This is a genomic window from Xanthomonas dyei (assembly GCF_002939865.1).
In the GTDB taxonomy this organism is placed as follows: Bacteria; Pseudomonadota; Gammaproteobacteria; order Xanthomonadales; family Xanthomonadaceae; genus Xanthomonas; species Xanthomonas dyei.
The window spans coordinates 353,915-380,456 of sequence record NZ_MDEE01000001.1 but is presented as its reverse complement, the minus strand read 5'-3'; the positions used below and the strand labels follow the sequence as shown (position 1 = coordinate 380,456).

Below are 26,542 nucleotides of genomic sequence, written 5' to 3'. Positions count from 1 at the left end.
GTATTGCGCCATCTCTTGCTAAAAACGCCGGCTTAGAACTCTTGCCAATCCGCGCCATTGTTCGACGCGCTGGCGACTACCGCTTGCCTGACCGGGCGCTTGATCGATGTCGCGGCAACGCGTGGCTTCGTTGCGGCAACACCGGCCGGCTTCTTGGGATGCAACACGGTCGGTGCAGCTGCGCGCACAACTGACGGGCGTTCGGCTTCGATCTTGAAGATCGACACCGCCTGCCTGAGCTGCACAGCCTGTTCTTCCATCGAGCGTGCGGCGGCCGTTGCCTCTTCCACCAGTGCGGCATTTTGCTGCGTGGTTTCGTCCATCTGGGTGACGGTGAGGTTGACCTGTTCGATACCGGCCGACTGCTCCTGCGAGGCGGCGGAAATTTCGCCCATGATGTCGGTGACGCGCTGCACGCTGGCCACGATCTCGGCCATCGTGGTGCCGGCGCTGTGCACCAGTGCCGAGCCTTCGGCCACGCGCTCGACCGAATCGTCGATCAGGCTCTTGATCTCCTTGGCCGCCGCGGTGGAGCGTTGGGCGAGGGTGCGCACTTCGCTGGCGACCACCGCAAAACCGCGACCTTGTTCGCCGGCGCGTGCGGCTTCGACCGCTGCGTTCAGCGCCAGGATGTTGGTCTGGAAGGAGATGCCGTCGATGACGCTGATGATGTCGGCAATCTTCTTGGACGAGGCTTCGATGCCGGTCATGGTGCCCACGACCTTGCTGACGATGTCGCCGCCCTGCGAGGCGACGCTAGCGGCACCGATGGCCAGCTGATTGGCCTGGCGTGCATGTTCGGCATTTTGCTTGACGGTGGAGGTGAGTTCTTCCATCGATGCGGCGGTTTCTTCCAGGTTGGCCGCCTGCTGCTCGGTGCGCTGCGACAGGTCCTGATTGCCGGCGGCAATTTCGCTGGCGGCCGAATTGATCGACACCGCCGAGTGCTGGATGCGCCCGACAATCTCGGCCAGCTGTGCGGCGGTGGCATTGGCGTCGTCGCGCATCTGTGCGAACACGCCCTTGAAGTCGCCGCTCATGCGGGCAGTGAGATCGCCCGCCGCGATGGACTGCAGCAGCGACGACAGCGACTGCAGATTGCCATCGGCAGTGGCCATCAGCTGGTTAAGGCTGTCGACCATGATGTGGAAGTCGTACTGGAAGCGGTCGGCATCGCCGCGTGCGCTGAAATCGCCGTTTGCCGCCGACTGCGCCAGCTGCTTGATTTCGACATTCATCGCCGACAGATTGGCCTTGACCTCGTTCATGGTCTGGGTGAGTACGGCTTTTTCGCCTGGCAGCGCGTCCATGCTCTCGCTCAGGTCGCCAATCGCATAGCGGCCCATGATGCGCGCAAGCGTGGTCTGCACCGCAAGATGCGAGGCGACCAGGGTATTGGTGTCCTGCGCCATGCGGCCGTAATCGCCGGGAAATGCGTTGGCATCGATGCGGAAGCTGATCTGCCCATCGTTGTGGCGCTTGGCCATGTCGCCCTGTGCGCTGAGCAAGGCTTGCAGCTGTACCTGCATGCCGCTCATGGCACGCAACAGGCGGCCGGTTTCGTCTTTTGCATCGGTCTGGACGTTGTTGTCCAGCTGACCGTTGGCGATGGCTTCGGCGGCCTTGGTGGCGCGTGCCAGCGGCTGGGTCAGGCTGCGGGTGATCAGCCAGGCGAGCAGGCTGCTGATCGCCACGACGGCGACTCCGCCGATCAGCAACAGCAGCTTGGCGCGGTTCATCGACTGCACCGCTTCTGCGTAGGCCTCTTGGCTTTGGACTTCCTGACGCGTCACCAGTTCACGAATCTTGTCTTGCCACGCCGTCGTGGCAGGACGTGCTTTCTCACTGAGCACTGCTTGCGCCTGGGTGTTGTCGTTCTTGGCAGCCAGCGCCATGACCTCATCGTTGAATTTGCCCGCTACAGCACGGCGCTCGTCCATCTCCGCGCGGATCTTGCGTCCGGCCTCCGAGCTGGAAAGCGTATCGAGCTTGGCACGCAGGTCGGTATACCGCTGCCGCTGACTCTTGATGGTTGCGACCGCTTCCTTGTTGAGTTCGTCGCTGGTCGTCATGGCGTAGGTGCCCAGCGCAATCAAGATCGACGAATTGGCATCGAGCATGCTGTTGCCGATCTCGATCTTGGCCATGCGGTCCAGCACGATGAAATCGAATTGTTTTCTGGCATTGGCCATGGAACTCAAGCCGATTGCCACAAGCAGACTCGACAGCAGGATCAGGATTCCAAACGCGGCGCCGAGACGGCGGCCGACGTTATGGCGTTGCAAATAAGCGGTCATGTGGATGGTCCTGATGTCCATGGGGAAGGCACCGATCGACCTGTGCGTGAAACGCATGTGATGAATCGGCAACTGGATAGCGACCAACCGGCACAGAACTGAAATCCTGCGGTCGAGCTCGTATTTAGCCGGTATTGCCGGGTTGTCGGGGAAAAACCGACTGACAATGCAACGGCTTTCTGTGCTGCGTTGTGCAGACCATTGCGCAGCGGGTGGCCGGCCAAGGGCAGTGCACATTGCCATCGGCGTGCACGCGATACGCTCGGGCTCTATCAACGCTCGCGGTACGCTTGGCATGGACACTCGTAACGAGGAATGGATGCGCGCAGTCACCGATGCGCTCAGCGATCTGCTGGCTGCACGTGTTGCGCAAGCCACGCTATTGGAAGCGATGCTGGTCTCGCATCCGGATCCGGTCACGCTTCGCAAAGCGTGGGACGAACTATCGTCGCAACGCATCGCCTACGTGGCGCAGCAAAAAGCGGTAGCCGACGATCCACGTCCGATGGACGGTTACACGCTTGCGCAGTTCCAGGCCTGGGATGAAAAGCTCAATCGGTATTTTCCACGCGATCCGGATGCCGGAAGCACTCAGGCTTGAGTACCTGGATGCAAGCGCAGCGCAATGACATGATGCTGTCGCTCGACCTGCTGGACATGACATGGCGGCACGGTGTCTGGTGCCGTTTGCTGCTTGCCATCACCGAGCAGCCAGTCTCGCCCCGTAGCCACGGGGCGAGTTGCTTCAGGCCACTGCTGCGCGTGGCGTGGCCGCTTTTGCAGTGATACGCAGGGTGGCCGACATCAGGCCAGGGGCGGTGGCCTGCAGCACAATGTCTCCCGTCTTTTGCGTTGTCTGCAGCAGCGCTGCGCACAAACCATTGAAGGCATTGCGTTGCGGCGCCTTGTCGTCTTCGTGGCTGCCGGGGTCGCCGTTGCCCACGCCGATCAGCTGCGCGGGGCCGCGCAGTGCGAAGTGCACTTGGTTGTCGGCATCGGGGACCAGGCGGCCTTGCGCATCGACGATCTCCACTTTCACCACCGCCACATCTTCGGCATCGGCGTGCAGCGCGTTGCGGTCGCAACTCAGGCGGATGGCGGCGGGCTTGCCAACGGTTTCACGGCGTTCGGTGAGCACCAGTTTGCCGCCGCGATAGCCGCGCGCTTCGATGACGCCGGGGGCGTATTTCACCCGCCATTCGACATGGCCGTAGGCCGGCACTTGCTTCAGGCCCTGGCTGACGCCGTTGACCAGCAGCTCCACCGCGTCGAGATTGCTATGGCACCAGACGGCGAGGTGGCCGTTGTCATCGGGCTGCAGCAGGCCGTCCCAGTTCCAGTGCGGGAACAGATGCAGCACTGGTTCGCGCGTCCACTGTGCGCGGTAGTACCAGTAGTTGTCCTTGGGGAACCCACAGCTGTCGAGCACGCCGAACTGCGAGGCGACATTCGGCCAGCGGTTGTAGGGCGTTGGTTCGCCGCGGTAGTCGAAGCCTGTCCAGATAAAACCGCCAGCGATGCACGGGCGTTGCGCGACGTAGCTCCACCACGCTTCTGCGGTGCTCGCCCACCAGGGGTGGTCCAGGTCGTAGGCGCGGGTATAGCCACGTGCGTCGTCGCGCTGATAGTTGCCGCGCACCGACACGGTGCTGCCGGTTTCGCTGCCGTAGATGGGGATATTGGGGTATTGCGCGTGGAAGCCGTCCATCTGGCTGGTGCGGTAATTGAAGCCGACCACGTCCACCACCTGTCCCACGCCGTCGCCGAAGCCTTTGTCCATGGCAAAGGTGGTGGGGCGGGTGGGGTCGAGCTGGCGCACGCGCTGCTGCATGCGTGCGACGATGCGCGCGCCGCGCTCGGTCACCTGCTGCGGTTCTTCATTGCCGAGCGACCACAGGATTACGCTGGGATGATTGCGTCCACGGCGGACCATGGTTTCCAGTTCGCCCATCGCTTCGGGGTCGGTGGACATGCGGCGGGTTTCTTCGATCACGAACATGCCCAGGCGGTCGCACAGGGCAAGCAGTTCGGGGGTGGCTGGATTGTGCGAGCTGCGATACGCGTTGCAGCCCATCGACTTGAGCTGGCGCAGGCGCCATTCGTGCAGGGCGTCGGGGATGGCGGTGCCGACGCCGGCATGGTCCTGATGGTTGTTGGTGCCGTGCAGCTTGAGGGGCGCGCCGTTCAACAGAAAACCGCGCTGCGCGTCGAACGCGATGCTGCGCACGCCGAAGGTGGTGGCCACCGCATCGGTGGCCTTGCCATCGCTGTGCACGCTGGTGGTGAGGGTGTAGAGCTGCGGGGTGTCGATCGACCACAACGCCGCCTGGCCCAACGGGAGGGTCTGTTCGAGCTGTTGCACCTGGCCCGGCGCCACCGTGATGGATGCACTCACCGCTTGCGCCACCACGCGTCCATCGGGTGCGGTGATGCGGGCCTGTACGCTGCATTGGCGCGAGGCGGTGCCGTCGTTGCGCACTTCGGCTGACACCTGCGCAGTGGCGCTGTCGCCCTGCACGGTGCTGCGCACGAACACGCCATCTTGCGGCAGATGCAGGGGGTCGGTCTTCTGCAGCCACAGATGCCGATAGATGCCGGCGCCTTCGTAAAACCAGCCTTCGCCCAACGTGGCATCCACGCGCACGGCGATGAGGTTGGGCTTGCCGTAGTCCAACACTTCGCTCAGGTCGACCTCGAAGCCGCAATAGCCGCTGGCATTGCGCCCAACGATGTGGCCATTGCAGAACACCACGCAATCGCGGAACACGCCGTCGAACACCAGGCAGATGCGCTTGCCCAGATCGCTTGCGGGAATCTGCAGCGTGCGCCGATACCAGCCCACGCTGTTTTCGGGAAAGCTCGTTCCCAACGCCTTGTAGCCGTGTGCCGCCGCCGGGTCTTCCTCGGTCATCGAAGCGGAGATCGGCTCCGGGCGAAAGGGCAGGGTCACGGCCCAGTCGTGCGGCAGATCCATCTGCTGCCAGCTGCTGTCGTCGAAGCTCAGTTGCGCAGCGGTGGCGGTGTCCTTTCCGGCCTTGGCGAAGGTGCGCTGGAAGGTGCCGAATTCGAAATCGCGCGACGGGTCGCTGGCATGGCCCAGATGAAAGCGCCAACCCAAGTCGAACAGCAGCCGCTCGCGTGGCGCCAGCGTTGCGTCACCTAATGGGCCAGCCGGTGGTGTGTTTTTGGCAGTCGCCGATGCGGCGCCGGCACTACCTGGCACCAGCGCGGCAGCCGCGCCGACCGGAAGTGCGGCGCTCACACCGCTTGCAAGCATGCCGCGCAGCAACTCGCGACGATTGATGCCGGTCATGGCTGTGTCCTCGTGCTGGCGCCTGCTGGGTGTGCCGATGCAGGTGTGTGCGCTGCGGGCGTGTACGAGGGCGGCGCGCCGGTGTATGGATGGTGCATGAAATCGATCGCCGGCAGCACGTCATTGCCATGCTTGAAATCGAAGAAGCTGGCGTTTTCCCACGACGAACCGGTACCCCAGCGCGTCTTGCAGCTGCTGCTGGTCCATGCCGGTTCCCAGTACACGACGCCGGCGCCGCCGGTGTCGATCACCAGCTGGGTGAGATCGATCATGTACTTGGACTGGCCTTGCGGCGTTGCCGGGTAGCCGGCAATCAGCGCGTCTTCGCCGAGCAGGTTATGCGAGGTGTCGCCGGACTCCAGCGTCCACGGGTAGGCGGTTTCCACCACCACCACGTCGGCATCAAAGCGTCCACGCAAGCGCTGGATGGTCTTGCCCAGCTGCGCCATCGACTGGGTGGACCACTTGCGGTAGTAGCTGATGCCGATCAGGTCGAAGTCGGTGACGCCGGCCTTGGTGGCGGCGGCGAACCACGGCTCCACATTTTCCGGCTGGGCGATATGCAGCATCACCCGCGGTTTGATCGTCGAACGCGCGCTCATGTCGCGCACTGCCTTGATGCCGGCGTTGAACAGCTTGGCGTTGCGCTGCCAGTCGATGGGGCGCTTCTTGTCCCAGGGCTGGCTGTCCATCAGGTCGGAATTGCTTTCGTTGCCCACCTGCACCAGCTCCGGCATCAGCCCGGCGCGATCGAGCGCGCTGAGCGTGTCGTAGGTGAAGCCGTAGAGCGTGCGGGCCAGTTCGTCGGTATCGGTGATGCTGGCCCAGGCCTTGGGAATCAGCTGTTTTTCGCCGTCGGCCCAATCGTCGGAATAGTGCAGGTCCAGCAGCACCTGCATGCCTTGTGCACGTGCGCGCGCAATGGTCTTTTTGACGTCGGTCAGGTCGCTGTACTTGGTCCAGCGCGCATCGTTCCACAGCCGCACGCGCACCAGGTTGGCACCATGTGCATGGAACAGTTCGAATGGATCGGTGACCACACCGTTCTCGCGGTATTGCACACCGCATTCCTCCATCTCGTTGACGTAGGACAGGTCCGCGCCGAGATACAACGTGGCGGGAGGCTGGGCGGCGTGTGCGGAAACGGACAATGCCAACGCCAGCAGCGTCGACGTCCAGAAGCGGCGTGTAGAGCGCATGTCATTCCTCGACAAATCAACCATGGAGCGGCCAACAGCATGCTGCATGTGGCCATCGTGCAGCGCAGGCGGTGTGCGGAATCTCAACCAGAGTCGCAGTGCGTTCCCGCGGATCGACGTCACTGGCCTGCTGCCCGGCGCAGCAGGCGCCAGATGCGTCTGTGGGGGCGATCGAACACGACGGTGCAGGCGGCAGGTACATGGTGGCCTGCACAGAACCGGCAGGTACAACGCGTACCTGTCGGTTCCTGCGTGCCGTGCATGCATTGCCGGCGACTGCGCGTCATGCGTCCGCGATGCTTAGAAGCGGTACGTCGCTTCCAGCTGGTAGCGACGGCCGAACAGCTGGTAGCCGCCATCGTCCTGATTGGCCAGACGGTTGGGCTTGTTATCGGTGTAGGCGCGCAGCGGCTCGTTGGTGAGATTGCCGGCCTGGAAGCGGAAGCCGAGCTGCTTGCTGTACTGCCAGTTCAAGCTCAGATCCACGGTGCCTTCGCTCTGCAGGCGTGCCAGACGCGCGGCATTCCAGCCGTACACCACCGTGTAGGGGCTGTGGTACTTGTAGCCCACGCGCGCTTCGAAGGTGCCATTGCTGTACCACAGGTCGAAGGTGCCGGTCTTGCGGGCCAGGCCGCTCAGCGGCAGCGGGTTGTTTTCCGGCGAGAATTCCTTGAGGTTGGAATCGACCAACGAATAGTTGGAATAGACGCCGAAGTTTTCCATATGCGGGATAAAGAAGAACGGCGTCTGGAAGGTGAGTTCCACACCATTGATGTAGCCGCCGCCGCCATTGAACGGCGCGCTGACCAGGTAATCCAGGCCGTTGATCACTTCGCGGTCGGTGCGGTAGCCGATGCTGGAATCCACTTCCTTGCGATACACCGCCAACGCCGCCAGCGCTTCCTTGTGGAAGTACCACTCGTACGACACGTCGACCTGGGTGGCCTTGAACGGGTCCAGCTGCGGATTGCCGCCGCTGCCGGTGAGCTGGCCGACGGTCACGGTGGGGTCGTCCAGGCGACGGCCGGTGCGCAGCTCGTCCAGCGGCGGGCGTGCGATGACCTTGGCCACTGCAAAGCGCAGGATGCGTTGATCGTCGATCAGGAAGTTCAGCGTCGCGCTGGGCAGCACGTCGGTGTACTCCTTGCTGTCGCTGCTGGCCTGCACGGTGCCGCCGACCGAATCGAAGCCGTCGCTGCTGGTCTTGGTATTGACCAGGCGCACGCCGACATTGCCGGTGACATCGGTACCGAACAGCTGGGAGCTGAAGACCGCCTTGGCGAAGGCTTCGCGCACGTCTTCCTTGACGTTCCAGTGGTCGAGCATCTGCTCATTGAGCGTGCTCGGATCGAAGCCGCCAAACCCGACGCGCGCGATCTCGCCCAGGTTGCCGCCGGTGAGCGTGGGCACATTCAAGTCCGGCATCGTGACCGGGTAGATCAAACCCTGATACGCCGAGATCGGCTGGTCGTAGCCGGACTGGTTGCTGATGAAATGCCGGTTCTGCTTTTCGCGGCGTGCGGCGCGCGCGCCGAATTCCAGCGAGGTGAACGGGCCCGCATCCACCGCACGGCTGGCATTGAGCGCCAACGCGGCGATCTTGTCGCGCAGTGCCTGCGGTTCGGTCTGCCCGGCGATGCCGTATTCGGGCGTGTCCGAGCTGGTGCTGATGGTGGGCGTGACGCTGCGGCGGAAGTCGAACGACACCGTGTCCGGATTGCTGCCGAAGCGCACCGCTTGCCAGGTGTTGTCGCGCTTGGCCTGCGAGAACGACAGGTCGCTGCCCAAGGTCCACACATCGCCGTTCCACTTGGCATTCAAACCACCGGCGGTGAGCGTCTTGACCTCGTTGTAGTGGCTGACCACATGGTCGACCTGCAGGTTGGAATTGGCCAACGTGCCGGCCACCACATCGCCATCGACGATGGTGTAGGACGAGCCCGGCGTGGTGTAAGGGTTGGTCGCGCCGGAGAAGGTGCTGAAGGCCAGGCCGTTGAACCAGTTCTGCAACTGGTCTTCGTCGATCTCGATGCGCGAATACAGGCCGTCGAACTTCAACTCGAAATTGCCCGAGCGCCACTGCACGGTGCCCATCGCGCCGGTGCGGGTCTGGTCGATCAGCTTGAGCTGGTCGGCCGCGCCGAACGGGGTGGGGTCCACGGTGCCATCGCCATCGACGTCGCGCGAGGTGGTGGCATCGGTATAGCCCCAGCTGCCGATCGACGAGCTGGCGTTCTTCTGTTTCTGATAGGTGGCGCCGAAGGCCACGGCCAGATTGTCGTTGAACTTGTGCACCCAGCTGGCGCCGAAGCGGCTGCCCCACGGGGTGTAGCCGTCCACGTCTTTGGCGTGGTCGTAGAACACCGGCCCGGCGGTGCCGACAAAGCCGGGGCCGGTGTAGTCCAGCGGGCTGATGGTGGAGATGTCCACGGTCGCCGCCAGGCCGCCGGCGACCAGGTCGGCCGACTGGGTCTTGTAGACCTTGACGGTGGAGACGATCTCGGTGGGGAATACTTCCCAGCGCACCGCGCGATTGGGCTCGGACGAGGCGATCTCGCGCCCGTTGACGGTGCCCATGGTCATGCGCGGGCCCAGGCCGCGCACGGTGGCCAGGCTCTCGTTGCCGCGGTCGCGGGTGCCGTTGACGCCGGGCAGGCGCACCAGCGCTTCGGCCACGGTGACGTTGGGCATCTGGCCCATGTTGTCTGCGGAAATCACTTCCATGACGTGATCGGACATCTGCTTGGCCTGCACGGCCTGATTCAGGCTGGCGCGCTGGCCGATCACGGTGATGTTGTCCAGCGTCACCGGGGCCTGCGCGTTGCTGGCGGTGCTGCTGGTGGCGTTGGCCGGCGGCGCGGCGGGCGCGCTGTCCTGTGCCTGCGCACTGAACGCGGTGGCCAGCACGCACGCGATGGTGGTGCAGAGGACGTCGCGGACCGGCGTGCGGCGCAGGCGCCGGCTTGCCGAATGACCGGTGTGGTGAACAGGCATCGGTTGATCCCTCCCAGGACTAAGTGACCGAATAAGGTGATGGCGGCTGCTGCGGCCCGCCGGCGCCGACCTGGGGCTGGCGCGATCGAGCGGACGTGGCGTGGTGCGGTGGTGCGGTGACGGTGAGTGCGTTGCTGTGGCGCTGTCGCGATCGGCGAGCGCGCGGGCGTCCCCCTGTCCTGCATGTGTCCGCTTCAGGGTAGAAGCGCGAGTCATTCCATTCCAATGAAGCATTTTGCGTGAGCTATCTCGGCTTGGAATGCTGCAGTGCAGCGCTAGCATTTGCTCCGTCACAGTCCGGCGTGAGTGCGTGGCGGGCGATCAAACGTTGCCCGGATGGCAATTGCGTGGTGTGGTCTCGCTAGCGCGTGCTGACCGGCAACCGGGGCAGTGCGGGGAATGCGCGCTGCACGCAGTCGCTGCGCTCGCAGGTCAGGCAGCCCGGCCCGATCGGCACCGCATCGTCCACCGCGCCCAGGTCCCAGCCGCGCGCATAGACCAGTTGGTCGGCATGACGCAGGTCGCAGCCCATCGCCAGCGCAAAGGTCTTGCGCGGGCGCCCGTAACCGGGGGCGCCGCTGCTGACCTGGCGGGCCAGCCAGAAATAGCGGCGGCCATCGGGCATGCGCGCGATCTGGGTCAGGATGCGGTCGGGCTGGTTGAACGCCTCGTACACGATCCACAGCGGGCAGGCGCCGCCCACGTGCGAAAAGTGGAAGTCGGTGGACGAATGGCGTTTGGACACATTGCCGGCGCGATCCACCCGCATGAAGAAGATCGGTAACCCGGCTGCGCCGCGTCGCTGCAAGGTGCTCAAACGATGGCAGACCGCCTCGAAGCCCACCCCGAAGCGGTCCGCCAGCCATTCGATGTCGTAGCGCGAGCGCTGCGCGCTGTGCAGGAAATCGCTGTACGGCATCACCAGCGCGCCGGCGAAATAGTTGGACAGCCCGATCCGCGACAGCGCGATGCGCTCGGCATCTTCGAACCCGGCATCGGCGATGCGCGCGTCCAGCAACGGTGCGCATTCCAGCAGGGCCAGGTGCGCGGCCATCTGGAACGCCTGCTGGCCGGGCCGCAGATGGGCGGGCAGCCACAGCACGCGCGCCTGCGCATCCACGCTGCGTTTGTCGCTATGCAGATCGGGCGCCTCCTGCACCAGCAGGCCGTGGCGATCGGCCAGGCGCTGGCGCAGCCGCAGCGGCAGGTTTTCCGGGGTCAGGCCGAGTTCGGCATACAACGCCTCGGCGCGCTCATCCAGTTCGGGCAGGTAGTTGTGGGCGCGGTTGAAGTAATCGCGCACCTGCTCGCCCGGCGACAGCGACGGCATCGCCGCATGCTCAATGCCGATCTGCATTTGCAGCGCGGCGTTGCGCTCCAGCAGATGCTGATGGGCGCGGTGCAGATCCAGCAATGCCTGCGCTACCTGCGGCAGGTTGCCGGTGAGCGCTCGCAACTCGGCCGGCGACAGCGTGTGGCCCAGGCTGCGCAGCGATTCGTCCAGCGGGTCGGCCAGGGCGGCCGGGTCGTCCAGATCCAGCAGGCCGTCCAGATCGCCCAAGGTGGCCATGAGCCGCTGCTGGATCGCCAGCGTGAGCGGGCGCTGGTTGCGCTCGATCTGGTTGAGATAGCTCGGCGATAACGCCAGCCGGCGCGCCAGCTCGGCCTGGGTCAGGCCGTGGCGCTGCCGCAGCCGCTGCAGGCGCAGGCCGAGCTGATGGCGGAGGACAGGCGGCGAGGACTGGGGCATTCGCAAGATTCGCAGAATTATGCGGCCAGCTTAGCGCGATTAAGCAAATGTGGGCTGGGAATGGCAGGTTGGGCTGCGAACAATGCGAAGCACTGGGCCAGCCGGCCCGATGTCTTCTGTGAGCGAGCCCTGTGATGAGCGAATCCGTCCCCCGCGTGTCCCTGTTGATCGATGGACAAATGCTGGTCTCCGCCAGCGATCAGTGGCAGGACGTGGTCAACCCGGCCGACCAATCGGTACTGGCCCAGGTGCCGTTCGCCACCACGGCCGAAGTCGACGCCGCAGTGGCTGCGGCCAGCCGCGCCTTCGTCAGCTGGCGCAAGACGCCCATCGGCACCCGCGCACGCGTCTTCCTCAAGTATCAGCAGCTGATCCGCGAGCACATGCCCGAGCTGGCCGCGCTGCTCAGCGCCGAGCAGGGCAAGACTCTGGCCGATGCCGAAGGCGATGTGTTCCGCGGGCTGGAAGTGGTGGAGCACGCCGCGGCGATCGGCAATCTGCAGTTGGGCGAGCTGGCCAACAACGTCGCCACCGGCGTGGACACCTACAGCCTGCTGCAACCGCTGGGCGTGTGCGCCGGCATCACCCCGTTCAACTTCCCGGCAATGATCCCGCTGTGGATGTTTCCGATGGCCATTGCCACCGGCAACACCTTCGTGCTCAAGCCGTCCGAACAGGACCCGATGGTCACCATGCGCCTTGTGGAACTTGCGCTGGAAGCGGGCATTCCCAAGGGCGTGCTCAACGTGGTGCACGGCGGCGAAGATGTGGTCAACGCACTGTGCGATCACCCGGACATCAAGGCGCTGTCGTTCGTCGGCTCCACCAAGGTGGGCACGCACGTCTATCGCCGCGCATCGCTGGCCGGCAAGCGTGTGCAATGCATGATGGGCGCCAAGAATCACGCCGTGGTGCTGCCGGACGCCAATCAGGAGCAGACCCTCAATGCGATGGTCGGTGCCGCATTCGGTGCGGCCGGCCAGCGCTGCATGGCGGCCTCCACGCTGGTGCTGGTGGGCGACGCGCAGCAGTGGATTCCCGCCCTGGTCGCCAAGGCCAAGACCTTGAAGCTGGGTGCGGGCAATGCGCAAGCTACCGACGTAGGTCCGCTTATTTCCTGTGCGGCGCGCGAGCGCGTGGAGAGCCTGATCGCCTCCGGCGTGGAGCAGGGCGCCACGCTGGAACTGGATGGTCGCAACCCCACCGTGCCGGGGTTCGAACAGGGCAACTTCGTCGGCCCGACGATCTTCTCCGGCGTCACGCCGGGCATGCGCATCTACGACGAAGAAATCTTCGGGCCGGTGCTGGTGATCCTGGGCGCAGACACGCTGGACGATGCGATCGCGCTGGTCAACGCCAATCCCAACGGTAACGGCACCGCGTTGTTCACCCAGTCCGGTGCTGCTGCGCGGCGTTTTCAGGAAGACATCGACGTGGGCCAGGTCGGCATCAACGTGCCGATTCCGGTGCCGGTGCCGCTGTTTTCGTTCACCGGCTCGCGCGCCTCCAAGCTCGGCGACCTGGGCCCGTACGGCAAGCAGGTGGTGATGTTCTACACCCAGACCAAGACCGTCACCGCGCGCTGGTTCGACGACCAGACGCTGGGCCATGGCGTCAACACCACCATCTCTCTCAAGTGACCCCAACGCCATGAATGCAGCTATCCAGCTACACCCCAACGCGGCCGATCTGAACGACGAGCAGGAAGCGTTCCGCGCCGCCGCGCGCGACTTCGCCGACAAGGAACTCGCGCCGTATGCCGCGCAATGGGATGCGGAGAGCCACTTTCCACGCGAGGCGATTGCCAAGGCCGCTGAACTGGGTTTCTGCGGCCTGTACACCGATGAAGGCGTCGGTGGCCTGGGCATGCGTCGGCTCGATGCGGCGGTGGTGTTCGAGGAACTGGCGACCGTCGATCCATCTACCTCGGCCTTCATCAGCATCCACAACATGGCGACATGGTTGATTGCCAGCTATGGCAACGACGGCGTGCGTGCGCAATGGGGCGAGGCGATGACCAGCGGCGCCAAGCTGGGCTCGTACTGCCTGACCGAGCCGGGTGCCGGCTCGGATGCGGCATCGTTGAAAACCCGCGCCCAGCGCGATGGCGACAGCTACGTGCTCAACGGCAGCAAGGCCTTTATTTCAGGCGCTGGCGCCACCGATGTGCTGGTGGTGATGGCACGCACCGGCGACGATGGCGCGCGCGGCATCAGCGCTTTTGCGGTGCCGGCCGACGCGCCCGGCATCAGCTACGGCCGCAAGGAAGAAAAGATGGGCTGGAACAGTCAGCCCACGCGCGGGGTGACATTCACCGATGTGCGCATCCCGGCCGGCAATCTGCTCGGCAAGGAAGGCGAAGGCTTCAAGATGGCGATGAAGGCGCTGGATGGCGGCCGCATCAATATCGCCGCCTGCTCGCTGGGTGCCGCGCAGGGTGCACTGGATGCCGCACGTCGCTACATGGGCGAGCGCCGCCAGTTCGGCAAAAAACTGGCAGATTTCCAGGCGTTGCAATTCAAGCTGGCCGACATGGCCACACAATTGGTGGCCGCGCGGCAGATGGTGCACACCGCCGCCCGCAAGCTCGATGCCGGCAGCCACGATGCCACCGTGTGGTGCGCCATGGCCAAGCGCTTCGCCACCGATGCGGGTTTTGCCATCTGCGACGACGCACTGCAGATCCACGGCGGTTATGGCTATATCCGCGAGTACCCGATCGAACGCCTGCTGCGCGATAGCCGCGTGCATCGCATCCTGGAAGGCACCAACGAAGTGATGCGCATGATCATTGCGCGGCATCTGCTCAACGGCGAGGAGGAACTGCGATGAGCGCATGGGAAGGGCGTGTGCATCCCGGCTTGCAGGTCGAGCGCGATGGGCATGTCGCCATCGTCACCTTGAGCAACCCGCCGGCCAACACCTGGACCGTGCAGAGCCTGGCCGCCTTGCGCGACCTGGTGCATGCATTGGATGCCGACCGCAGCGTGTATGCGCTGGTGATCACCGGCGAAGGCGAAAAGTTCTTCAGCGCCGGCGCCGATCTCAAGCAGTTTGCCGACGGTGACAAGGGCACTGCACGCGAGGCCGCGCGCCGCTTCGGCGAAGCGTTCGAGGCGTTGAGCGCCTTTCGTGGCGTGTCGATCGCCGCGATCAACGGCTATGCCATGGGCGGCGGTCTGGAATGCGCGCTGGCCTGCGACCTGCGCATTGCCGAGCAGCAGGCGCATCTGGCGCTCCCGGAAGCCAGCGTCGGGTTGTTGCCGTGCGCGGGCGGCACGCAGAACCTGCCGCGCCTGGTCGGCGAAGGCTGGGCCAAACGCATGATCCTGCTGGGCGAGCGTATCGATGCCGCCACCGCACACCGTATCGGTCTGGTCGAAGAGGTGGTCGGCAAGGGCGAGTCGCGCGCGCTGGCAATTGCGTGGGCGCAGCGTGCCGGCAAGCAGAGTCCGGTGAGCGTGGCCGCCTGCAAGCGGCTGGTGCAATCCACCCGCCATGGCACGCACGCCGCAGCCTTGGTTGCCGAGCGCGAAGCCTTCGTCGACCTGTTCGAGCAGGCCGACCAGGCCGAAGGGGTTGCCGCATTTTTGGAAAAGCGCGCGCCGCAGTGGAGCAACCACTGATGACGGACGTCAGCGCCACCGACGAGGCGCCGGTGCTGTTCGAGCAGCGCGATTGTGCCGACGGGCATCGCATCGGCATTGCAACCTTGAATGCGCCCAAGACGCTCAATGGCCTGTCGCTGCAGATGACCCGGCTGCTGGATGCGCAGTTAAGTGCATGGGCCGACGATGCGCAGATTGCCTGCGTGGTGCTGCGTGGTGCCGGCGATAAAGCCTTGTGCGCTGGCGGCGATCTGCATGGTCTGTACCAGAGCATGCGCGCGCATCGCGATGCGGTACCAGATGCGGCCCAGCGCCGTGCAAGGCCGCAAGACAATCCGCATGCCGCCGCATTTTTCGAAGAAGAATATCGGCTGGATTACTGCATCCATACCTATGCCAAGCCGCTGCTGTGCTGGGGCCATGGCATCGTGATGGGGGGCGGAATCGGCTTGATGTCCGGCGCCAGCCATCGCGTGGTCACCGAGCGTTCGCGCCTGGCGATGCCCGAGATCAGCGTCGGCTTGTTTCCCGATGTAGGCGGCAGCTGGCTGTTGCGGCGCGTGCCGCACGGCGCTGGTGTGTTTCTCGCCTTGACCGGGGCACCGCTCAATGCCAGCGATGCCATCTACGCCGGTCTGGCCGATGTGCGGTTGGAGCACGCGCAATACAGCGCCGTGCTGGATGCCTTGAGCGCGCACGCGTGGACCGGCGATGCCGGCAACGATCGTGAGCAACTCGGTGCGTTTTTGCATGGAATCGCGCAGCCGCTGGAACCGGGCCCGCTGCAGTTGCATGCGGCATTGATCGAGCAACTGGTGTCCGGCGACACGCTGGAGCAGGTGGTCGAGGCGATCGGGGCGCTGCAAAGCGAGGATGGGTGGCTACAGGCTGCGCGCACGACCCTGGCCGCCGGCGCGCCCGGCTCGGCACGGCTGGCATGGGAGCTGCAACGTCATCCCGGCAATGAGACGCTGGCCGATACCTTCCGCACCGAATATGTGGTGGCGCTGCACGCCGCCGCCCACGGCGATTTTGCCGAAGGCATCCGGGCATTGCTGATCGACAAGGACCGCCAGCCGCGGTGGCAGCCGGCATTGCTGAGCGAAGCGGATACGCAATGGGCGGCTGAATTTTTCAACGCACCATGGTCGGCAGCGCAGCATCCGCTGGCAGATCTTGGCGCGCACCAGGCATGACAGCCGCGTGCCCCGCAGGTCTGGCGCAACCATGCAACCACCGCGCAGATTTCGTGCGTAATGCTGCGTGCGTAACGCTGTTTGCGACGCTGCGCGGCATTGCGCGCTGAGCGCCTCTCGACCCTTTTGATACCTGCTCCACTCTGGAGATCGACACGATGAGCAAGATCGCTTTTATCGGCCTGGGCAACATGGGCGGCCCGATGGCCGCCAACCTGATCAAGGCCGGGCACCAGCTACGCGTTTTCGATCTGGTGCAGGGCGCACTGGATGCGGCATCGGCCGCTGGCGCCCACGCAGCAACCTCGGCGCACGACACCCTGGTTGATGCCGAGATCGTCATCTCGATGCTGCCGGCCAGCCGGCATGTCGAAGGGCTGTATCTGGGCGATGGCGGCATCCTGACGCAGATTCCCGACGGCGCGCTGGTGATCGACTGCAGCACCATCGCGCCGGTGTCCGCGCGCAAGGTGGCCGATGCCGCGCGCGCGCGCGGGCTGTCGATGCTGGACGCGCCGGTGTCCGGCGGCACCGCGGGTGCTGCTGCCGGCACGCTGACCTTTATCGTCGGTGGTGCTGCCGACGTGCTGGAGCGCGCCCGTCCGGTGCTGGAAGCCATAGGCAAGAACATTTTCCATGTCGGCGACAACGGCGCCGGCCAGGTCGCCAAACTGTGCAACAACATGGCGCTGGGCGTGATCATGGCCGCCACCGGCGAAGCGTTGGCGCTTGGCGTCGCGCAGGGGTTGGACCCGGCGGTGCTGTCGCAGATGATGGCGGTCAGCACCGGACGTAGCTGGGCCACCGAAGTCTGCAATCCCTGGCCCGGCGTACTGCCCAACGCACCGGCCTCGCGCGGCTACAGCGGCGGCTTCGGCAACGACCTGATGCTCAAGGACCTGGGCCTGGTGGCCGAATCTGCAGTGCAGGCCGGCGTGTCGATCCCGCTGGGCGAGCTGGCCCGCAACCTGTACGCGATGAACAGCACGGCCGGCAACGGCGCGCTGGATTTCTCCAGCGTGATCAAGCTGGTGGCCAAGGTTTGAGAGCCGCTAACAAAGCGTGTACGCCCACCTTCAAGGAGGCGTAGCCGGAGTGGCAGTTAGCATCCGTCTGGAGAGCTGATCGAACGAGGGGCATCGGCTGTAGAGCGGATGATCTGCGGCTTGGCTGCGAGGCCCTTGCCCGCCCACCATCACGGGACACGCCGCAAGTACGTCCGTGTAGGCGCTTACGCGGCATCCATGCCGCGTAAGGTCCCGCGACGCTGGGCGGGCAAGGGCCGGTCGGGAGGGTCGGTACGCATGATTGCAAGCAGGGCAAGCAGTGAACCCAGCGCGGCCGTCTGAAGAGGTGCGGTCTGGTCGGCTTCTTTCCATCTGAGCAACGTCACTACCAAGACGACATCACTCCACCCGCCAACGAAGGCAGTGGGGTCGGTACATTGCCGCCATTGCTGCGACGTTCGAGAGCGTTTGTTAGCCGCTCCGAGTCGCTACTCGGCCTGGACAATCAGGCGCCGCGCTCACGTGATGTGATCTCATCACGCCCAGGTGTAATAGTCTCCGCCATCGCACGCGCCTAAGGTGCGCGCATCGCACAAGGCCACTGCACCCCATGGGACACGATCACAACCACGCACCCAGCGAAATCCGCCATGAAACACCGTTGTGGTGGGCGCTTGGCCTCACTGCCACCTTTCTGGTGGCCGAAGTCATCGGCGCGTTCGTCTCCAACAGTTTGGCGCTGTTGTCGGATGCGGCGCACATGGCCACCGACACGCTCGGTCTGATGATCGCGCTGCTCGCGGTGCGTTTGAGCCGTCGCCCGGCGGACGCGCGCCGCACCTACGGCTATGTCCGTCTCGAAGCGTTGGGGGCATTGGTCAATGGCGCGCTGCTGTTCGGTGTGGGCGCCTACATCCTCTGGGAAGCCGCGCAACGCTTCCGCGCGCCGCAGGATATTTCCTCCAACGGCATGCTGCTGATCGCCGGTTTCGGTCTGGTGATCAACCTGATCGCGATGAAGCTGCTGCATGCCGGCAGCGGCGAAAGTCTCAACGTCAAGGGCGCCTATCTGGAAGTCTGGAGCGACATGCTCGGCTCGGTGGCGGTGATCATCGGCGCCTTGCTGATCCGTTGGACCGGCTGGCAATGGATCGACCCTGTACTGGCGGTGCTCATCGGCCTGTGGGTGCTGCCACGCACCTGGGTGCTGCTGCGCGAAGCGATCAACGTCCTGCTCGAAGGCGTCCCCAAAAGCATCGACCTGGCGCAGGTCCGTCAAGCCTTGACTAGCTACCCCGGCGTCGACGACGTCCACGACCTGCACGTCTGGGCCCTGGCTTCCAGCACGCCCGCACTCACCGCGCATGTCGTGGTCGGCGACACCACCGACCGCGATCGCCTGCGCGACGCCCTCGGCAACCTGCTGCACGACCGCTTCGACATCGCCCACGTCACCTTGCAGGTGGAAAGCGGCGATTGCGGTACCGAACCCTGCGGTACGCCGTCCATGCAGGTTGCTGCCGACGATGTACATGATCATGCACACGGGCATTGCGCGCACAAGCACTCGCACTAGAACCACTGACGAAGCGATCGCGCAGCTGCTAGGCAAAGAAAAACGCCACCTTGCGGTGGCGTTTTCGTTGTCGTTGTACCGCAGCGCTGCTTAGGCCACCGGCTCCCGCAACACCGGCGAATCCCAACCCGGGCGAGGGGCGAAGCGTTCGCCATAACGGGCGTGCAGTGCCTGCAGACGTTCGAGCAAGGCATCCGCACCGACGCTGCGGATATGCTGTATTGGGCCGCCGCGGAACGGGGCGAAGCCGGTACCGAAGATGACGCCGGCATCGAGCAGGTCCGCATCGGCCACCACGCCGTCGTGCAGGCAGGCCACCGCTTCGTTGAGCAGCGGCAGGATCAGGCGGTCTTCCAGGTCGGGCGGCACGGCATAGCCGCTGGCCACTTCGGGTTTGACCGCGCGGCCGTTCTCCCATGTGTACAGGCCCTGGCCGTCCTTCTTGCCGCGCTTGCCGGCGTCCACCGTGGCAAGCGCGGCAGGAATCGGCAGATGCAGGAACGGCGCCAACTCGGCACCGACACCGGCAGCGACGTCCAGCCCCACCGTGTCGATCAACTCGATCGGCCCCATCGGCATGCCGAACTTCACCGCAGTCTTGTCCAGCACCGGTCCCGGAATGCCCTCGGCATACGCGGTGGCCGCTTCGAGCAGATACGGAAACAGCACGCGGTTGACCAGGAATCCGGGCGTGCCGGCCACCGGCACTGGGAACTTGTCCAGCGCCTTGCAGAACGCCGCAAGGCGCGCCACGTTGGCCGGATCCAGGCCATCGTGCTGCACGATTTCCACCAGCGGCATCATCGCCACCGGGTTGAAATAGTGCAGGCCGGCAAATTGCGCGGGGCGCTGAATGTGACCACGCAGCTCGGTCAGCGGAATCGACGAGGTATTGGTGGTCAGCACTGCATCGGGCTTGAGTTGCGGCTCGATGGATTGATACAGGTCGCGCTTGGCCTTTGGATTTTCGATGATCGCCTCGATCACCAGATCCGCCTGCGCCACGCCCGCACCGGCCAGATCGCCACGCAGGCGCGCTGCCACCGCCGGCCGCTTGGCGTCGTCCTTCACCCGCTTGGTAAACAGCTCGCCGCCGCGCGTCAGCGCCGTATCGATAAAGCGCTGCTCACGGTCCTGCAGGGTGACCTCGAAGCCCTTGTAGGCGGCCCACGCGGCGATATCGCCGCCCATCACGCCGGCACCGATCACATGCACATGGCGAATCGGCGGCAACGCCGCCGCGCCTGCCTCCTTGCCGCCCAGCGCCTTCAAACGCTCGGTGAGGAAGAAGATGCGGATCAGGTTGCGCGCGGTTGGGGTGCTGGCGAGCTTGACCACCGCCTTGCGCTCGGCCGCAAGCCGCGCCTGGATGCCGCTGCCGCCCGCGCGCTCCCACACGTTGATCAAGGCATACGGCGCCGGGTAATGCTCCTTGCGCGCCTTGCGTGCGACCTGCTTGCGCATCTGCGGCGCGAGCAGCTTGCGTGCCGGCAACGTGTTGGTAGCCCACGCGGTCGCGCGTTGCTTGAACGGGCGCGTGGTGCCGTTCAAGGCCAGGGCGGCGGCAACATCGACCAGCACCGCAGGCGCGGCCACCTTGTCGATCAGCCCCATCGCCCGCGCGGCCTTGGCCGACACCGTGCGACCGGTCAGCATCAGATCCATCGCCGCCGGTGCGCCGATCAGGCGCGGCAAGCGGGCGCTGCCGCCCCAGCCGGGGAAGATGCCGAGCTTGGTTTCCGGCAGGCCGATGCGCGTACTGGCGTCGTCCGATGCCACCCGGTACCGGCACGCCAGCGCGATTTCGGTGCCGCCGCCCATGCAGAAGCCATGGATCGCCGCTACCGTGGGGCAGGGCAGTTCGGCCAGTTTCTGGAACACCTGCTGGCCGCGATGGATCGCATCGTTGACCGTGCCCTTGCGGTCGAAGTCCTGGAATTCCTTCAGGTCTGCGCCGGCAATGAAGCCGTTGGACTTGGCCGAGCGCAGTACCACGCCCTTGGGCGGGTCCAGCGCCAGCCGCTCGACCAGCGCGCCGAGTTCGAGCAGCACCTCCTGCGAAAACGCGTTGACCGGTGCGCCCTGGCGATCAAGGCTGAGGACGACCACGCCGTCCTCGTGCAGGTCGGCCTGCCAATGGCTGAATCGGAGCCCGTCGAAACCTGGAAGCATGCGTCTGGCCGTCCGGCGATATAAGGAAAGGCCGTTATCATCCAGAGGTTGTTTCCATCACGTCAAATACCCATACCAGTCGACAGGACGGCATGCGCTTCGCGGGAGGCGTCGCCAGCGGCGCATCCGGGCCGCTACCCTGATACGTGACGATCGTACCGATCGGTATGAACTTTCCTCTTCAACGGCGGTCTCATTGCCCGACTTCGGTGGGCTGACAGGAGTGCGGCCCAACATGGCCGAAGTCGATACACCTCAGGAGCTGGACCTGGAACTGGTCCGGCGTGTGCAGCGCGGCGAGAGCGCGGCGTTCGATGTGCTGGTGCGCAAATACCAGCATCGGATCGTCGCGTTGATCGGGCGCTACATCGCCGACTGGAGCGAATGTCAGGACGTGGCCCAGGATACGTTTGTGCGCGCGTACCGCGCGATCAACAGTTTCCGCGGCGACTCCCAGTTCTATACGTGGCTGCACCGCATTGCCGTCAACACTGCCAAGAACCATCTGGTTGCGCACAACCGCCGCCCGCCCACCGACGACATCGAGATCAGCGATGCCGAACAGTTCGACGGAGCGACCCGGTTGCGCGACAACGACACCCCGGAGCGCGAATTGATGCGACAGGAGCTGGAACAAACGGTGATGCGCGCGGTCCAAGCCCTGCCGGAAGAACTTCGGTCGGCCATCACCCTGCGCGAGGTGGAGGGGCTGAGTTATGAGGACATCGCGCGAAAGATGGATTGCCCGATCGGAACGGTGCGCTCGCGCATCTTCCGGGCGCGCGAGGCCATCGACATCGAGCTGCGGCCTCTGCTGGAGACCGAAAGCGCTACCCGTGAGCGACACCGTGTATGAGCGATAACCCTGCCATGTCCACCACCGACAAATTCGAACGTCACTACCGGCAGCAGTTGTCTGCGCTGGTCGACGGAGAGTTGAACGCCGACGAGTCGCGCTTCTTGCTGCGCCGTCTGGCGCACGATGAGGAGCTGGCCGGCTGCCACGAACGCTGGCAGCTGTGCGGCGACGTACTGCGCGGTGCGGCCAGTGCGCCGGCGCCGCTGGATTTTGCCGCGCGTGTGCGCAACGCCATTGCCGATGAGCCAGCGCCGCAAGCGCAGCCGGCGCCGCGCTCGGCCGCACGCTGGCGTTGGGGTGGAGGTGCGGCGATTGCTGCGTCGGTTGCCGCAATCGCCTTGTTCATGGCACGCGAGCGCTTGCCCGAGACGGCGCCGCCAGCCTCCGTTGTGCCGGTGTATGCCACCACGGCGCAAGTGCCTGCCATCGCACGGCCGCCAGTCGCGCCGAAGGCGCCAGCCATGCCGGATCCGGCCAACCCTGGCGACGGTGGCGCGCTTGTGGCGGCGGTGCCGGCTGCGGCGCTGGCGTCCACGCGTCGCGGTGCCGCTACCCGTAACCAACAGGTGGCGCGCAATGTCGCGACGCGTCAGCAACAGACCCCGGCCCGGATGGTGGCTTCCGCGACCCCGGCTGCTGCGGTGAGCCCGGCGGCAACCTCCAATCCATTTACCCATCCGGACACGACACTGCAGGCGCGCCCGTGGCCACGCGCCGCGTTGTCCGGCGCCGGCGATAGCCCGCTCAACGCCAGTTTCAGCCAGAGCCGCCAGGGTCCGGCGTTCTATCCGTTCGAGCCTGCGCCCCAGGCGACCGGCAACCCTGCGCAGAGCCGGCCGCTGCCGGTGCAGGTCCCGCAGAACTGATCCGGCCGCCGATCTTCATCCAGTCGGCGCGCTTCCTCCCGTTAACTTGCCGGGCCCGTGTCATCTCGCGGGTTCCGGCCCCTGTCGCCCTGCCATCGGAGGCAACTCGATGAATCACCGCATGCGTACCCAGATGTTTGGCCTGATCGCCATGACGTTGCCGCTGGCAGCCTGTGCTCAGCAAACCGCGCCAGCGCCGGCCGCCAAGGCCAGTGCGCCGATTGCCGCCAACCGCAGCACCACCCCGGCGCCGCAGTTGGTCGCCGGCCTGCCGGACTTCACCAATCTGGTCGAACAGGTCGGCCCAGGCGTGGTCAATATCGAAACCACCATCACCCGCAAGGATGCGATGGCGCGTTCGGCGCGTGGCGGGCGCGGTGGCCAGGGTGGCATGCCCGGTCAGGGCGGCATGCCGGACGACGAGCAGATGCCGGAGTTCTTCAAGCGCTTCTTCGGCCCGGATTTTCAGATGCCGGGCGGCCCGCGGCAGGGGCCGGGCCAGGGCGGTGGCGATGACGATGGCGGCATCGCCGGCAAGTCGATGGGCTCGGGCTTCATCATTTCCGCCGACGGCTATGTGCTGACCAATCACCACGTGGTCGATGGCGCCAGCGAAGTCACCGTCAAGCTCACCGACCGCCGCGAGTTCAAGGCCAAGGTGGTGGGCAGCGACGAACAGTTCGACGTGGCGCTGCTGAAGATCGAGGCCAAGGGGCTTCCGACCGTGCGCCTGGGCGACTCCAATACGCTCAAGCCAGGTCAGTGGGTGGTGGCGATCGGCTCGCCGTTCGGGCTGGATCACTCGGTTACCGCCGGCATCGTCAGCGCCACCGGCCGCAGCAATCCGTACGCGGATCAGCGCTACGTGCCCTTCATCCAGACCGACGTGGCGATCAACCAGGGCAACTCCGGTGGCCCGCTGCTCAACACCCGCGGCGAAGTGGTCGGCATCAATTCGCAGATCTTCTCCGCGTCTGGCGGCTACATGGGGATTAGTTTTGCGATCCCGATCGACCTGGCGTTTAGTGCGGCCGAACAGATCAAAGCCACCGGCCGGGTCAGTCGCGGCATGCTGGGCGTGCAGGTTGGCGCGATCGACTCGCTCAAGGCGCAAGGGCTGGGCCTGCCGGATAGCCGCGGCGCCCTGGTCAACGACATCCCCGCCGGCAGCCCGGCCGCAAAGGCCGGTGTCGAGGTGGGCGATGTCATCCGTGCGGTCAATGGCAAGCCGATCGAGGTGGCCAGCGATCTGCCGCCGATGATCGGCCTGATGCCGCCGGGCGCCAAGGTCAACCTGGACATCCTGCGCGACGGCAAGCCGCGTCAGGTGTCAGTCGTGCTGGCGCCATTGCAGGATGGCAGTGAGGACGCCGCGCCACGCACCGCAGCGGCCGACGTCAAGCCGGAGGCTCCGGCCAGTGTGGCCTTGCTCGGCCTGCAGGTGGCCGACCTGACCGCCGCCGAGCGCAGTCGGTTGGGCCTGGAAGCGGGTGAGGGCGTGCGGATTGCCGCGGTCACTGGAGCTGCTGCGCGCAGCACCCAGCCGCCGCTGTCGCCGGGGCTGATCATCGCCCGCGTCGGCCGTACCAAGGTGGGCAGCGTCGCCGAACTCAACCGCGCGCTGTCCAGCTACAAGAAGGGCGACGTGGTCATGCTGCTGGTCACCGACGGCAAGGCCACCAGCTATGTGGCGCTGAAGGCCGGCGGGTGATCGAGGCCGGGAATCGGGAATCGTAAGAGCGTGGCCTGCCTTGGCTTTCACGATTCCCTACTCCCGATTCCCAATTCCCCCGGCCCCAATGGGGCCGGCCGTGCGATAATGCTGCGTGACCCTGACGACGGCACCGCCGGCGCCCACCTCAATGTCCTCTGATTCAATGCGGTACATCCGCAACTTCTCCATCATTGCCCACGTCGACCACGGGAAATCCACCCTGGCCGACCGGATCATCCAGCTATGCGGCGGTCTTCAGGCGCGCGAGATGGAGGCCCAGGTTCTCGACTCCAACCCGATCGAACGCGAACGCGGCATCACGATCAAGGCACAGTCGGTGTCCTTGCCGTATACGGCCAAGGACGGGCAGGTCTACCAGCTGAACTTCATCGACACCCCCGGGCATGTCGACTTCTCCTATGAAGTCAGCCGCTCGCTGGCCGCCTGCGAAGGCGCGCTGCTGGTGGTCGATGCGGCGCAGGGCGTGGAAGCGCAATCGGTCGCCAACTGTTACACCGCGGTGGAGCAGGGGCTGGAAGTGGTGCCGGTGCTCAACAAGATCGACCTGCCCACCGCCGACATCGCCCGTGCCAAGGCCGAGATCGAAGCGGTGATCGGCATCGATGCCGAAGACGCGGTGGCGGTCAGCGCCAAGACCGGTCTCAACATCGACCTGGTGCTGGAGGCGATCGTGCATCGCATTCCGCCGCCCAAGCCGCGCGATACCGACAAGCTGCAGGCGCTGATCATCGATTCCTGGTTCGACAATTACCTGGGCGTGGTGTCGCTGGTGCGCGTGATGCAGGGCCAGATCAAGCCGGGCAGCAAGATTCTGGTGATGTCCACCGGGCGCACGCACCTGGTCGACAAGGTCGGCGTGTTCACCCCCAAGCGCAAGGAGCTGCCTTCGCTAGGCGCTGGCGAAGTGGGCTGGATCAATGCTTCGATCAAGGATGTGCATGGCGCGCCGGTCGGCGACACCTTGACCCTGGCTGCCGACCCCGCGCCGTATGCGTTGCCGGGATTTCAGGAAATGCAGCCGCGCGTGTTCGCCGGCCTGTTCCCGGTCGATGCCGAGGATTATCCGGATCTGCGCGAAGCCCTGGACAAGTTGCGTCTGAACGATGCCGCGCTGCGTTTCGAGCCGGAAAGCTCCGAGGCGATGGGCTTCGGCTTCCGTTGCGGATTTCTGGGCATGCTGCACATGGAAATCGTGCAGGAGCGCCTGGAGCGCGAATACAACCTGGACCTGATCAGCACCGCGCCGACGGTGGTGTACGAAGTCCTCAAGACCGACGGCTCCATCATCAACATGGACAACCCGGCCAAGCTGCCGCAGTTGAACCTGGTGGAGGAGATCCGCGAGCCGATCATTCGCGCCAACGTGCTGACGCCCGAGGAGTACATCGGCAACATCATCAAGTTGTGCGAAGAAAAGCGCGGCACCCAGATCAGCATCAATTATCTGGGCAGCCAGGTGCAGATCAGCTACGAACTGCCGATGGCAGAAGTGGTGCTGGACTTCTTCGACAAGCTCAAGTCGGTGAGCCGTGGCTACGCCTCGCTGGATTATCACTTCGTGCGTTTCGATGCCGGCCCGTTCGTGCGGGTGGACGTGCTGATCAACGGCGACAAGGTCGATGCGTTGTCGCTGATCGTGCACCGCAGCCATGCTGACCGGCGCGGCCGCGAGCTATGCGAAAAGATGAAGGAACTGATCCCGCGGCAGATGTTCGACGTGGCGATTCAAGCCGCCGTCGGCTCGCAGATCATCTCGCGTTCCACGGTCAAGGCGATGCGCAAGAACGTGTTGGCCAAGTGCTATGGTGGCGACGTTTCGCGCAAGAAAAAGCTGCTGGAAAAGCAGAAAGAAGGCAAGAAGCGCATGAAGCAGGTCGGCCGCGTGGAGATTCCGCAGGAGGCTTTCCTGGCCGTGCTGCAGATGGATAAGTAGCAGGGAATAGTGCATCGGGAATGGGGAATCGCAGAGG

Annotated in this window: 17 protein-coding genes; 11 read left to right on the top strand and 6 right to left on the bottom strand. The window is 65.1% G+C overall.

All coding sequences use genetic code 11. The features are described from left to right. Window positions 1-32 precede the first annotated feature (32 nt). The gene (locus XdyCFBP7245_RS01705) at window positions 33-2,297 is read right to left on the bottom strand and encodes a methyl-accepting chemotaxis protein (protein WP_104614095.1); all 2,265 of its coding nucleotides are present in this window, start codon (window positions 2,295-2,297) and stop codon (window positions 33-35) included. Between the two features lie 295 nt (window positions 2,298-2,592). Between XdyCFBP7245_RS01705 and XdyCFBP7245_RS01700 the strand changes: the two genes are divergently transcribed. Continuing rightward, window positions 2,593-2,898, top strand: a complete 306-nt coding sequence (locus XdyCFBP7245_RS01700; RefSeq protein WP_104614094.1) for a hypothetical protein — start codon at window positions 2,593-2,595, stop codon at window positions 2,896-2,898. A gap of 144 nt (window positions 2,899-3,042) precedes the next feature. On the opposite strand, the gene galA is transcribed toward XdyCFBP7245_RS01700, so the two are convergent. From galA to XdyCFBP7245_RS01680, 4 genes are all read right to left on the bottom strand, one after another. After that, window positions 3,043-5,610, bottom strand: a complete 2,568-nt coding sequence (galA, locus tag XdyCFBP7245_RS01695; RefSeq protein ID WP_104614093.1) for a beta-galactosidase GalA — start codon at window positions 5,608-5,610, stop codon at window positions 3,043-3,045. Then, window positions 5,607-6,809 (bottom strand): glycoside hydrolase family 53 protein, encoded by a 1,203-nt coding sequence (locus XdyCFBP7245_RS01690; protein ID WP_104614092.1) that lies wholly within the window; start codon window positions 6,807-6,809, stop codon window positions 5,607-5,609. The genes galA and XdyCFBP7245_RS01690 overlap by 4 nt, the downstream gene beginning before the upstream one ends. Before the next feature lie 300 nt (window positions 6,810-7,109). Continuing rightward, window positions 7,110-9,803, bottom strand: a complete 2,694-nt coding sequence (locus XdyCFBP7245_RS01685; protein WP_104614091.1) for a TonB-dependent receptor — start codon at window positions 9,801-9,803, stop codon at window positions 7,110-7,112. Between the two features lie 361 nt (window positions 9,804-10,164). Beyond that, a complete protein-coding gene (locus tag XdyCFBP7245_RS01680; RefSeq protein ID WP_104614090.1) occupies window positions 10,165-11,553 on the bottom strand; it encodes a helix-turn-helix domain-containing protein in 1,389 nt (462 codons plus the stop codon). A gap of 134 nt (window positions 11,554-11,687) precedes the next feature. On the opposite strand from XdyCFBP7245_RS01680, the gene XdyCFBP7245_RS01675 reads away from it, so the two are divergent. The 6 genes from XdyCFBP7245_RS01675 (at window position 11,688) to XdyCFBP7245_RS01650 (ending at window position 18,940) form a co-directional block, all read left to right on the top strand. Next, entirely contained in the window at window positions 11,688-13,193 is a 1,506-nt protein-coding gene (locus tag XdyCFBP7245_RS01675) for a CoA-acylating methylmalonate-semialdehyde dehydrogenase (RefSeq protein ID WP_104614089.1), read from the top strand. Between the two features lie 10 nt (window positions 13,194-13,203). Continuing rightward, window positions 13,204-14,385: an acyl-CoA dehydrogenase family protein gene (locus XdyCFBP7245_RS01670; RefSeq protein WP_104614088.1), complete on the top strand. Its 1,182-nt coding sequence runs from the start codon at window positions 13,204-13,206 to the stop codon at window positions 14,383-14,385. Further along, the gene (locus tag XdyCFBP7245_RS01665) at window positions 14,382-15,179 is read left to right on the top strand and encodes an enoyl-CoA hydratase (RefSeq protein ID WP_104614087.1); all 798 of its coding nucleotides are present in this window, start codon (window positions 14,382-14,384) and stop codon (window positions 15,177-15,179) included. The genes XdyCFBP7245_RS01670 and XdyCFBP7245_RS01665 overlap by 4 nt, the downstream gene beginning before the upstream one ends. Next, the gene (locus tag XdyCFBP7245_RS01660; protein WP_211287621.1) at window positions 15,164-16,357 is read left to right on the top strand and encodes an enoyl-CoA hydratase/isomerase family protein; all 1,194 of its coding nucleotides are present in this window, start codon (window positions 15,164-15,166) and stop codon (window positions 16,355-16,357) included. The genes XdyCFBP7245_RS01665 and XdyCFBP7245_RS01660 overlap by 16 nt, the downstream gene beginning before the upstream one ends. Before the next feature lie 143 nt (window positions 16,358-16,500). Beyond that, entirely contained in the window at window positions 16,501-17,403 is a 903-nt protein-coding gene (mmsB, locus tag XdyCFBP7245_RS01655; protein ID WP_211287629.1) for a 3-hydroxyisobutyrate dehydrogenase, read from the top strand. Window positions 17,404-17,974: 571 nt separating this feature from the next. Next, the gene (locus tag XdyCFBP7245_RS01650; protein WP_104614084.1) at window positions 17,975-18,940 is read left to right on the top strand and encodes a cation diffusion facilitator family transporter; all 966 of its coding nucleotides are present in this window, start codon (window positions 17,975-17,977) and stop codon (window positions 18,938-18,940) included. Window positions 18,941-19,030: 90 nt separating this feature from the next. Here the strand turns inward: XdyCFBP7245_RS01650 and XdyCFBP7245_RS01645 are convergent, their stop codons facing one another. Next, window positions 19,031-21,112: a 3-hydroxyacyl-CoA dehydrogenase NAD-binding domain-containing protein gene (locus XdyCFBP7245_RS01645; protein ID WP_104614083.1), complete on the bottom strand. Its 2,082-nt coding sequence runs from the start codon at window positions 21,110-21,112 to the stop codon at window positions 19,031-19,033. A gap of 235 nt (window positions 21,113-21,347) precedes the next feature. On the opposite strand from XdyCFBP7245_RS01645, the gene rpoE reads away from it, so the two are divergent. The 4 genes from rpoE (at window position 21,348) to lepA (ending at window position 26,505) form a co-directional block, all read left to right on the top strand. Then, complete coding sequence (gene rpoE / locus XdyCFBP7245_RS01640) at window positions 21,348-21,968, top strand: RNA polymerase sigma factor RpoE (protein WP_005991949.1); 621 nt, start codon at window positions 21,348-21,350, stop codon at window positions 21,966-21,968. After that, entirely contained in the window at window positions 21,965-22,837 is an 873-nt protein-coding gene (locus tag XdyCFBP7245_RS01635; protein ID WP_104614082.1) for a sigma-E factor negative regulatory protein, read from the top strand. The genes rpoE and XdyCFBP7245_RS01635 overlap by 4 nt, the downstream gene beginning before the upstream one ends. Before the next feature lie 109 nt (window positions 22,838-22,946). Then, entirely contained in the window at window positions 22,947-24,548 is a 1,602-nt protein-coding gene (locus XdyCFBP7245_RS01630; RefSeq protein WP_104614081.1) for a DegQ family serine endoprotease, read from the top strand. Window positions 24,549-24,714: 166 nt separating this feature from the next. Then, window positions 24,715-26,505 (top strand): translation elongation factor 4, encoded by a 1,791-nt coding sequence (gene lepA, locus XdyCFBP7245_RS01625; RefSeq protein WP_161963871.1) that lies wholly within the window; start codon window positions 24,715-24,717, stop codon window positions 26,503-26,505. The last annotated feature ends 37 nt before the right edge of the window (window positions 26,506-26,542 follow it).